At 70.1% G+C, this 10,650-nt stretch carries 8 protein-coding genes and 1 pseudogene; 7 read left to right on the forward strand and 2 right to left on the reverse strand.

The features are described 5' to 3' along the window. From H5J33_RS12395 to H5J33_RS12425, 7 genes and pseudogenes are all read left to right on the forward strand, one after another. A partial coding sequence (locus tag H5J33_RS12395) for a spermidine/putrescine ABC transporter substrate-binding protein (protein WP_181794955.1) occupies nucleotides 1-1,116 on the forward strand: 1,116 nt, incomplete at its 5' end. Next, complete coding sequence (locus H5J33_RS12400) at nucleotides 1,113-2,273, forward strand: ABC transporter ATP-binding protein (RefSeq protein ID WP_181794956.1); 1,161 nt, start codon at nucleotides 1,113-1,115, stop codon at nucleotides 2,271-2,273. The genes H5J33_RS12395 and H5J33_RS12400, both read left to right, overlap by 4 nt. Next, nucleotides 2,273-3,202, forward strand: coding sequence for an ABC transporter permease (locus H5J33_RS12405; protein ID WP_181794957.1), 930 nt, complete (start codon nucleotides 2,273-2,275; stop codon nucleotides 3,200-3,202). Before H5J33_RS12400 ends, H5J33_RS12405 begins: the two co-directional genes overlap by 1 nt. Further along, complete coding sequence (locus tag H5J33_RS12410; protein WP_181794958.1) at nucleotides 3,203-4,003, forward strand: ABC transporter permease; 801 nt, start codon at nucleotides 3,203-3,205, stop codon at nucleotides 4,001-4,003. Nucleotides 4,004-4,050: 47 nt separating this feature from the next. Continuing rightward, entirely contained in the window at nucleotides 4,051-5,481 is a 1,431-nt protein-coding gene (locus H5J33_RS12415; protein ID WP_181794959.1) for an FAD-binding oxidoreductase, read from the forward strand. A gap of 111 nt (nucleotides 5,482-5,592) precedes the next feature. Then, nucleotides 5,593-6,039: pseudogene (locus tag H5J33_RS12420) on the forward strand (hypothetical protein); the annotation flags it as partial. A gap of 97 nt (nucleotides 6,040-6,136) precedes the next feature. Continuing rightward, nucleotides 6,137-7,957: a chitinase gene (locus H5J33_RS12425; RefSeq protein ID WP_181794961.1), complete on the forward strand. Its 1,821-nt coding sequence runs from the start codon at nucleotides 6,137-6,139 to the stop codon at nucleotides 7,955-7,957. Here the strand turns inward: H5J33_RS12425 and H5J33_RS12430 are convergent. After that, nucleotides 7,945-8,553, reverse strand: coding sequence for a phosphatase PAP2 family protein (locus tag H5J33_RS12430; RefSeq protein WP_309485388.1), 609 nt, complete (start codon nucleotides 8,551-8,553; stop codon nucleotides 7,945-7,947). The genes H5J33_RS12425 and H5J33_RS12430 overlap by 13 nt on opposite strands. Before the next feature lie 407 nt (nucleotides 8,554-8,960). Then, nucleotides 8,961-10,295 carry a 4-aminobutyrate--2-oxoglutarate transaminase gene (gene gabT / locus H5J33_RS12435; protein ID WP_030612955.1) on the reverse strand — a complete coding sequence of 445 codons (1,335 nt, stop codon included), beginning with the start codon at nucleotides 10,293-10,295 and terminating at the stop codon, nucleotides 8,961-8,963. Between the last annotated feature and the right edge of the window lie 355 nt (nucleotides 10,296-10,650).

A 10,650-nucleotide genomic window follows, 5' to 3' on the forward strand; every position in this document is an offset into this window, starting at 1 on the left:
TCCTTGAGGAGTTCGGCGGCCGCCTGCGGGATCCCCGCGGCGGGCAGGAGCCAGGGCGGCACCCCCGCCCAGGACCACTCGGCCACGGAGAAGGTGGTCGACTTCTCCAACTGGACCGAGTACATCGACGCCGACGACAGCGGCAAGCACCACCCCACCCTGGAGACCTTCCGCGAGCGGACCGGGATCACGGTCCACTACACGGAGGACATCAACGACAACAACGAGTTCTTCGGCAAGATCAAGCCCCAGCTCGCCGCGGGGCAGGACACCGGCCGGGACATCATCGTCCTCACCGACTGGCTGGCCGCCCGGATGATCCGCCTCGGCTGGGTGCAGAAACTCGACCCGTCCAACCTGCCGCACGCCTACACCAACCTCTCGGCCCAGTTCCGCGACCCGGACTGGGACCCCGGGCGGGCGTACTCGTACCCCTGGCAGGGCATCTCCACCGTCATCGCCTACAACAAGAAGGCGCTGGACGGCATCGAGGTGCGCTCGGTCTCCGACCTGCTGGACGACCCGAGGCTCAAGGGGCGCGTCGGCTTCCTGTCGGAGATGCGCGACAGCGTGGGCATGACCCTGCTCGACATGGGCAAGGACCCGGCGAAGTTCACCGACGACGACTACGACGCGGCGATCGCCCGCCTCCAGAAGGCCGTCGACAAGGGCCAGATCCGCCGCTTCACCGGCAACGACTACACCTCCGACCTGTCCAAGGGCGACTTCGCCGCCTGTATCGCCTGGGCGGGTGACGTCGTCCAGCTCAAGTCGGACAACCCGGACATCGACTTCGTCATCCCCGACAGCGGCTATGTGACGTCGACCGACAACCTGTGCGTCCCCAACAAGGCGCGCCACAAGACGAACGCCGAACGGCTGATCGACTTCTACTACGAGCCGCAGCAGGCCGCCGTGCTCGCCGCGTACATCAACTACGTGACACCGGTCGACGGGGTGAAGCCCCACCTTGCGAAGATCGACCGGGACGCGGCGGACAACCCGCTGATCGTCCCCGACAAGGCCATGCAGGCGAAGTCCCATGCCTTCCGCTCCCTGAGCCAGAAGGAAGAGACGGCCTACGAAGGAAAGTTCGCGAAGCTCACAGGGGCGTGACGACGATGAAGACGACACCAGACAACAGCGGCGACGTCCGCCTCTCCGGAATCTCCAAGACCTACGGCTCCTTCACCGCCGTACACCCGCTCGACCTGACCGTGCCCGAGGGCTCCTTCTTCGCCCTGCTCGGCGCCTCCGGCTGCGGCAAGACCACCACCCTGCGCATGATCGCCGGCCTGGAGGAGCCCACCACGGGCACGGTCCGGCTCGGTGACCAGGACGTCACCCACCTGCCGCCGTACAAGCGGCCGGTCAACACGGTCTTCCAGTCCTACGCCCTCTTCCCGCACCTCGACATCTTCGAGAACGTCGCCTTCGGTCTGCGCCGGCGGGGCGTCAAGAGCGTGAAGAAGCAGGTCGAGGAGATGCTGGAGCTGGTCCAGCTCGGCGAGCAGGCACGCAAGAAGCCGCACCAGCTCTCCGGCGGCCAGCAGCAGCGGGTCGCCGTGGCCCGCGCCCTGATCAACCACCCCAGGGTGCTGCTGCTGGACGAGCCGCTCGGCGCCCTCGACCTGAAGCTGCGCCGCCAGATGCAGCTGGAGCTCAAGCGCATCCAGACCGAGGTCGGCATCACCTTCGTCCACGTCACGCACGACCAGGAGGAGGCCATGACCATGGCCGACACGGTCGCCGTGATGAACGGCGGCCGGGTCGAGCAGCTCGGCGCGCCGGCCGACCTGTACGAGAACCCGCGGACCACCTTCGTCGCGAACTTCCTCGGCACCTCCAACCTGATCGAGGCCGAGGTCGGCACCCGCAGCGGCGACGACATCGTGCTGAAGGCGGGCGACGGCAAGCTGGTGCTGCCCGGGGCCCGGTGTACCGCCCCGGCCACGGCCGGCGGCAAGCTGCTGGTCGGCATCCGCCCGGAGAAGATCTCGCTCACGCACGCCGACGACGCGGGGGAGATCCCGGCCGGCCGCAACCGCCTCACCGGGAAGATCGCCGACGCCAGTTTCATCGGCGTCTCCACGCAGTACGTCGTCGACAGCCCGGTCTGCGCCGGCCTGTCGGTGTACGTGCAGAACGTCGAGCGCGACGGCCGGCTGGTGCCCGGCGCCGACGTGGTCCTGCACTGGAGCCCGGCCCACACCTTCGGCCTGGACGCGGACCAGGCCATCGACGCGGGCACCGAGGAAGAGGTCGCCGCCTGATGTCCACGCTCACCGAGGCGCCCCCGCCGCTCGGCCCCGCCGCACCCGAGGAGAAGCCCCCGCGCCGGCGCGGCCGGTTCACCCCGTACTGGCTGCTGCTGCCCGGCATGCTGTGGCTGATCGTCTTCTTCGCCCTGCCGATGGTCTACCAGGCCTCCACCTCCGTGCAGCAGGGCTCCCTGGAGCAGGGCTACAAGGTCACCTGGCACTTCGCGACCTACTGGGACGCGCTGAACGCGTACTGGCCGCAGTTCCTGCGCTCCGTGTGCTACGCCGCCGCCGCGACCGTGCTGTGCCTGCTGCTCGGTTATCCGCTGGCGTACCTCATCGCCTTCCGCGCCGGCCGCTGGCGCAACCTGATCATGATCCTGGTGATCGCGCCGTTCTTCACCAGCTTCCTGATCCGCACCCTGGCCTGGAAGACGATCCTCGCCGACAACGGCCCGGTCGTGCACACCCTGAACACGCTGCACGTCCTGGACCTCACCGACTGGCTCGGCTGGACGGCCGGCGACCGGGTGCTGGCCACCCCGCTGGCCGTGGTGTGCGGGCTGACGTACAACTTCCTGCCGTTCATGATCCTGCCGCTGTACACCTCGCTGGAACGGATCGACGGGCGGCTGCACGAGGCGGCCGGCGACCTGTACGCCCGGCCCTGGACCACCTTCCGCAAGGTCACCTTCCCGCTGTCCATGCCGGGCGTGGTCTCCGGGACGCTGTTGACCTTCATCCCGGCCGCCGGCGACTACGTCAACGCCGAACTCCTCGGCTCCACCGACACCCGCATGATCGGCAATGTCATCCAGACGCAGTTCCTGCGCGTCCTGGACTATCCGACGGCCGCCGCGCTCTCCTTCATCCTCATGGCCGCCATCCTGGCCATGGTCACCTTCTACATCCGCCGGTCGGGGACGGAGGACCTGGTCTAAATGCCCTTCCTGAACTGGCTCAAGCGCCGTCTCGTCGTCATCGCCGGTCTGCTGACGCTCGCCTATCTGCTGCTGCCGAACATCATCGTCACGGTGTTCTCCTTCAACAAACCGAAGGGGCGCTTCAATTACGAATGGCAGCACTTCTCCACGGCGGCGTGGCAGGACCCGTGCGGGGTCGCCGACATGTGCGGCTCGCTCTCGCTCAGCCTGCAGATCGCCGTCTGGGCGACGGTCGGCGCCACGGTCCTCGGCACGATGATCTCCTTCGCGCTGGTCCGCTACCGCTTCCGCGCGCGCGGCGCCGTCAACTCGCTGATCTTCCTGCCGATGGCGATGCCCGAGGTGGTCATGGCCGCCTCGCTGCTCACCCTGTTCCTCAACATGGGCGCCCAGCTGGGCTTCTGGACGATCCTGATCGCCCACATCATGTTCTGCCTGAGCTTCGTCGTCACCGCGGTCAAGGCGCGCGTGATGTCGATGGACCCGCGTCTGGAGGAGGCCGCCCGGGACCTGTACGCCGGTCCCGTGCAGACCTTCTGGCGGGTCACCCTGCCCATCGCGGCACCCGGAATCGCCGCGGGCGCGCTGCTGTCGTTCGCGCTCTCCTTCGACGATTTCATCATCACCAATTTCAACGCCGGCTCGACGGTCACCTTCCCGATGTTCGTGTGGGGCTCGGCGCAGCGCGGAACGCCCGTGCAGATCAATGTGATCGGCACCGCGATGTTCCTCCTCGCCGTCCTGTTCGTCCTGTTCGCGATGGTCCTCGGAAACCGCCGGAACAAGCAGAAGGCATAGGCCTTTTCACGGGTCTTGCCGGGAATCCTCTGTAGGGAGTTGAAATCATGGCCCCAAGCGCCATGAGCCGTGGGAAAGACAACTGGATCGCCTCTCTCTCCGAAGCCCAGCCGGTCCCGTACTGGCTGGAAGACCCCGGCAAGCCGGCCCCCGAGCCCGCCCTCACCACCGCCGAGACCTGCGACCTGCTGGTGGTCGGCGGCGGCTACAGCGGGCTGTGGACGGCGCTGAACGCCAAGGAGCGCGACCCCGGGCGCGACGTCGTCCTGCTGGAAGGCCGCGAGGTGGGCTGGGCCGCCTCCGGCCGCAACGGCGGCTTCTGCGCCGCCTCCCTCACGCACGGCCTGCCCAACGGCCTCACCCGCTGGCCCGGCGAGATCCACAAGCTGGAGGAGCTGGGCCGGCGCAACCTCGACGGGATCGAGGCCGCGATCGCCCGGTACGGCATCGACTGCGACTTCGAACGCACCGGCGAGATCGACGTGGCCACCGAGACCTACCAGGCCTGGGAGCTGAAGGACTGGCACCGGGAACTCGAGGAGAAGGGCCTCGCCGACGGCATCGACTTCCTGGACGCCGACGCCGTGCGCGCCGAGGTGGACTCGCCCACCTTCCAGGCGGGCCTGTGGGACCGCCGGGGCGTGGCCATGCTGCACCCGGCCAAGCTCGCCTGGGGCCTGAAGCGGGCCTGCCTGAGACTGGGTGTGCGGGTGTACGAGCACACGCCCGCCCTCACCCTGAAGAACTACGGCGCCGGGATGGCCGTACGCACCCCCTACGGTGCCGTACGCGCCCGCAAGGTCGCGCTCGGCACCAACATCTTCCCGAGCCTCGTGCGGCGCGTACGGTCGTACACCGTCCCGGTCTACGACTACGCCCTGATGACCGAGCCGTTGACCGACGGGCAGCTCGCCGCCGTCGGCTGGCACAACCGGCAGGGCCTCGGCGACAGCGCCAACCAGTTCCACTACTTCCGGCTCTCCGCCGACAACCGCGTGCTGTGGGGCGGCTACGACGCGGTCTACCCCTACGGCGGCCGGGTGCGCGCCGAGTACGACGACCGGCCCGAGACGTACGCCAAGCTCGCCGGCCACTTCTTCACCTGCTTCCCGCAGCTGGAGGGCGTCCGCTTCACCCACGCCTGGGGCGGGGCGATCGACACCTGCTCCCGGTTCTCCGCGTTCTTCGGCACCGCCCACCAGGGCCGGGTGGCCTACGCGGCCGGCTACACGGGCCTCGGGGTCGGCGCCACCCGGTTCGGCGCGGACGTGATGCTGGACCTGCTGGACGGGGAGCGCACCGAGCGGACCGAGCTGGAGATGGTCCGCAAGAAGCCGCTGCCGTTCCCGCCGGAGCCGTTCGCCTGGACCGGCATCGCCCTCACCAAGTGGTCCCTGGCCCGCGCCGACGCGCACGGCGGCCGGCGGAACCTGTGGCTGCGGACGATGGACCGGCTGGGGCTGGGCTTCGACAGCTGAGGTGACCCACCTCACCCGAACGGCCGGGTGAACCCGCGTAATGCTCCGGCGGCGCCTCCCTCTCACCTCATCGACGCATCCGCGTCCATGACCGAGAGGGAGGCATTTTCGATGAATGGGGCGAAGACGGCCGTCACATGGCTGGCATCCGTCGCACCGGACCCCGAGGCCTGCCGCCGGGAGTGGGAGCGCAACCCCCTGGGGGTCGCCCTGCTGCCCGCCGGCAAGGCCTGGGACGTCCTGATCCTGCCGGGGGACCTCGGCCATCCGACCCTGGACGTGCTCACCCGCCTGCTCGACCGGCCCGGCCCGGTGCTCGCCGGCTTCGGCGACAGCCGGCTCGGGTTCCTGGTGCCCGCGGGCACCGCGGCCCGCTGGGTCGGCACCGGGGTGCGCACCGCCGGGGCCGGCACCTGGATCGTCGTGCCGTATCCGGGCCGGGCGGCCCGGGGCGTGCGCTGGCTGGTGCCGCCGGACGGCTCCGGCACGCTGACCGACCCGGCGCTGCTGGAACTGGCGATGCACGAGGCGGCGGCGGACCGGGCCCGGCGCGGGGATGCGGACCGGTAACGCCCGGACACCTTGACAGCAGGATTGGTCTGGACCAAATTGTGTGCGCTCCGCCCCTCCAACTCCCCCGACCCCGGAGGCCCTTGTGGAACGCACCCGACGTCGCAGATCCGTCCTCGCCGTCCTCACGGCCATAGGCCTGGCCGTGCCCGGCATCACCGCGCTCTCGTCGGCCGCCCGTGCGGCCGACGCGGACGTCGCCGTCAACGGCGGCTTCGAGTCCGGTCTGACCGGCTGGACCTGCACCGCCGGCACGACGGTCAACTCACCGGTACACAGCGGGACTTCAGCGCTCCAGGCCACCCCGGCCGGCGGCGACGACGCCCAGTGCGCCCAGACGGTGACCGTCCGGCCCGATGCCCAGTACACCCTGTCCGGATACGTCCGCGGCTCCTACGTCTACCTCGGCGCGAGCGGCACCGGCACCACCGACGTCTCCACCTGGACCCAGTCCGCCCCCGACTGGCAGAAGCTGAGCACCACCTTCCGCACCGGGTCCGCCACCACCAAGGTCACGATCTACACCCACGGCTGGTACGGCACCGGCGCCTACCAGGCCGACGACATCACCCTCGTCGGCCCCGGCGGCAGCGGCACCACCCAGCCGCCCGCCGCCCCGGCCGGCCTGAAGAGCACCACCGTGACCTCCTCCTCCGTCGGCCTGTCCTGGTCGGCGGTGACCGGAGCGACGAGTTACGCGGTCTACCGCGACGGCGTCAAGGTCCAGACGGTGACCGGCACTTCGGCGACCGTCTCCGGACTCGCCGCCTCCACGGCGTACGGCTTCCAGGTCACCGCGGTCAACGAGGCCGGCGAGTCCGCGAAGTCCGCGGTCGTCACCGCCACGACCAGCCCCGGCGGCGGGGGTGGCGGGGGTGGCGGCTCGTCCGACCTGCCCGCCCACGCCCTCGTCGGCTATCTGCACGCCAGCTTCGCCAACGGCTCCGGCTACACCCGGCTCGCCGACGTCCCCGACAGCTGGGACGTCATCGACCTGGCCTTCGGCGAGCCCACCTCGGTCACCTCCGGGGACATCCGCTTCAACCGCTGCCCGGTCACCGAGTGCCCGAACGTGGAGAGCGACGCCGAGTTCAAGGCGGCGATCAAGGCCAAGCAGGCGGCCGGCAAGAAGGTGCTCATCTCCATCGGCGGCCAGAACGGCCAGGTCCAGCTGACCACGACCGCGGCCCGCGACACCTTCGTCTCCTCGGTCTCGAACATCATCGACACCTACGGACTGGACGGCCTCGACATCGACTTCGAGGGCCACTCGCTGTCGCTGAACGCGGGCGACACGGACTTCAGGAACCCGACCACCCCCGTGATCGTCAACCTGATCTCGGCACTGAAGACCCTGAAGGCCAAGTACGGCGCCAAGTTCGTCCTCACCATGGCGCCGGAGACGTTCTTCGTGCAGAACGGCTACCAGTACTACGGCTCCGGCAAGTGGGGCGGCCAGGACCCGCGCTGCGGCGCCTACCTCCCGGTGATCCACGCCCTGCGCGACGACCTGACCCTGCTGCACGTCCAGGACTACAACTCGGGCCCGATCATGGGCCTGGACAACCAGTACCACTCCATGGGCGGCGCCGACTTCCACATCGCCATGACCGACATGCTCCTGACCGGCTTCCCGGTGGCCGGCGACCAGAACAACGTCTTCCCGCCGCTGCGCCCCGACCAGGTCGCCATCGGCATGCCGGCGTCCACCAACGCGGGCAACGGCCACGTCTCCCCGGCCGAGGTCACCAAGACCCTGGACTGCCTCACGAAGAAGACCAACTGCGGCTCGTACCCCACCCACGGCACCTGGCCCGCCCTGCGCGGCCTGATGACCTGGTCGGTGAACTGGGACCGGTACGGGAACTGGGAGTTCCAGAAGAACTTCGACGCCTACTTCGGCTGACCGCGCCTGTTCCGGCCGGTGACGCGGGCGAGGACGGCCAGCGGCACGGCGCCCAGGCACCAGCCGGCCAGTACGTCCAGCGGCCAGTGGTAGCCGTGCCGGACCAGGCCGTAGGACACCCCGAGGACCAGGACCCCGCAGCCGGCCGTCAGCGCGCGGCGGGCGGCGGGGGAGCGGAGCCAGGGGAGGAGGAGCAGGGCCGCCGAGCCGTAGGCCACCACCGCCGTGGCGGTGTGACCGGACGGGAAGTAGCCGGTCGCCGGGGGCACCACCGGCGTTCCCGGACGGTCGGTCCACTCCTTCAGCGGTACGACGACCGCCGGGACCAGGGCCATCAGCACGGCGGCGGTCAGCGGCGGCAGCCACCAGCGGGGGGCGCCCCGGACGCGGCCGAGCCACAGGGCGCCGGCGAGGGCGAGGGCCAGCACCGGGACGGCCACCTGGACGTTGCCGAGGTCGGAGAGGAACCGGGAGAACCCGTCCGGGTGGACCAGGGCCCGGCTCACCTCGGCGTCCGGCCGCAGCAGCGGCCCGTCGGTGACGACCTGCCAGGTGATCAGGGCGAGGAGGAGCACCGGGAGGACCAGGAGAAGCATGCGCCCAGCCTCGCAGGTCCGCGCGGTGCGCCGGGGAAGGAGGTCGGCCGCCCCGGAACAGGGGGGATGGTTCCGAGGCGGCCGTCCGGACCGGCGTGCCGCGCGCCCCGGGGGGTTTGGGGCGGCGACCGTCCGATCGGTGAGGAGATCCCGGAGCCGTGCGGCACCGGATGTGTGCGCGAGGGCACGACCGGATCGAAGCTGGGGAGGCCTCGGCCCGGATCCGCCCACGGTTCCCCGTGGGCGGGGTGTATCTCTCATCTGGAGAGAACCTACGGCAGGCCCGGGCGGTTCGGCAGACGGATTCCCCACCCGCCATCCACCTCGCACACCTTCTTCACACGGCCTGCCGCAGGCGCGGACCCCTCGTTCGGACACACGGCCGGAGCACGGGTCCGACGCGCGGATCAGATGCGCGCGAACGCCTGCTCGATGATGTCGAGACCCTCGTTCAGCAGGTCCTCGCCGATGACCAGCGGGGGCAGGAAACGGAGCACGTTGCCGTACGTGCCACAGGTCAGCACCAGCAGGCCCTCGGCGTGGCAGGCCTTGGCGAGCGCGGCCGTGGCCTCCGGGTTCGGCTCCTTGGTGGTGCGGTCCTTGACCAGCTCGATGGCGATCATCGCGCCGCGCCCGCGCACGTCGCCGATGATGTCGAACTTCTCGGCCATGGCGGTGAGGCGGCCCTTCATGACCTCCTCGATGCGCTTGGCCTTGCCGTTGAGGTCCAGCTCCTTCATCGTCTCGATGGCACCGAGCGCACCGGCGCAGGCGACGGGGTTGCCGCCGTAGGTGCCGCCGAGACCGCCGGCGTGCGCGGCGTCCATGATCTCCGCGCGGCCGGTCACGGCGGCGAGCGGCAGACCGCCCGCGATGCCCTTGGCGGTCGTGATCAGGTCCGGGACGATGCCCTCGTCCTCGCACGCGAACCACTGACCGGTCCGGCAGAAACCGCTCTGGATCTCGTCGGCGACGAAGACGATCCCGTTGTCGGCGGCGAACTGGCGGATCGCGGGCAGGAAGCCCTTGGCGGGCTCGATGAAGCCGCCCTCGCCCAGCACCGGCTCGATGATGATCGCGGCGACGTTGTCCGGGCCGACCTGCTTGGTGATCTGCTCGATGGCCTGCTTGGCGGCCTCCGGGCCGGCGTTCTCCGGGCCGGTCGGCCAGCGGTAGCCGTACGCCACCGGCACGCGGTACACCTCGGGGGCGAACGGGCCGAAACCGTGCTTGTACGGCATGTTCTTCGCGGTCAGCGCCATGGTCAGGTTGGTCCGGCCGTGGTAACCGTGGTCGAACACGACGACGGCCTGCCGCTTGGTGTAGGCGCGCGCGATCTTGACGGCGTTCTCGACGGCCTCGGCACCGGAGTTGAACAGCGCGGACTTCTTCGCGTGGTCGCCCGGGGTCAGCTCGGCGAGGGCCTCCGCGACCGCCACGTAGCCCTCGTACGGGGTGACCATGAAACAGGTGTGGGTGAAGTCGGCGAGCTGGGCGCTCGCGCGGCGCACCACGGCCTCGGCGGAGGCGCCGACGGAGGTCACGGCGATACCGGAGCCGAAGTCGATGAGGCTGTTGCCGTCCACGTCCTCGATGACACCGCCGCCGGCGCGGGTGACGAAGACCGGCAGCGTGGAACCCACACCCTGGGCGACCACGGCGGTACGGCGGGCCTGAAGCTCCTGCGACTTCGGGCCGGGGATGGCGGTGACGACGCGGCGCTCCTGCGGAAGTGCGGTCATGGGGGCTCCCTGATGATCTTGCGTACCGGGCGGTCCCGGGCGGTTCCGGGCGGTGCGTTTACGGACGCATACCTTCTTTTCTCGCAGGCTAAGACCGGTTCCGGGGGGTGGGCATGCTCCATGTGGGCGTTGTCGGCGCGTCCCCTTGTCCGCGGTGGACATAGCCCGCCCGGACGGCTGTGGCCCGCTTCGGCCGTGTAAGCGGTGAACTCCCCTTGCCGGGGCGTTAGATTGGCTCGCTGATGGCGGACGGAACGGCTGGTCAGGGGGCAGGGTCGATGGACACCGACGGCACACGGGACGCACGCGAAACGCCTGCGACACCGGTACCGCGCCCACCGGGGCCCAGGGGGGT

Origin of the sequence: Streptomyces sp. WELS2, assembly GCF_013870595.1 — a bacterium.
Classification (GTDB): Bacteria; Actinomycetota; Actinomycetes; order Streptomycetales; family Streptomycetaceae; genus Streptomyces.

Bases quoted from the DNA above. Each gene is read 5' to 3' on its own strand.
- gabT (WP_030612955.1), bottom strand. From the start codon at position 10,295: ATGACCGCACTTCCGCAGGAGCGCCGCGTCGTCACCGCCATCCCCGGC.
- H5J33_RS12410 (WP_181794958.1), top strand. From the start codon at position 3,203: ATGCCCTTCCTGAACTGGCTCAAGCGCCGTCTCGTCGTCATCGCCGGT.
- H5J33_RS12405 (WP_181794957.1), top strand. From the start codon at position 2,273: ATGTCCACGCTCACCGAGGCGCCCCCGCCGCTCGGCCCCGCCGCACCC.
- H5J33_RS12430 (WP_309485388.1), bottom strand. From the start codon at position 8,553: ATGCTTCTCCTGGTCCTCCCGGTGCTCCTCCTCGCCCTGATCACCTGG.
- H5J33_RS12415 (WP_181794959.1), top strand. From the start codon at position 4,051: ATGGCCCCAAGCGCCATGAGCCGTGGGAAAGACAACTGGATCGCCTCT.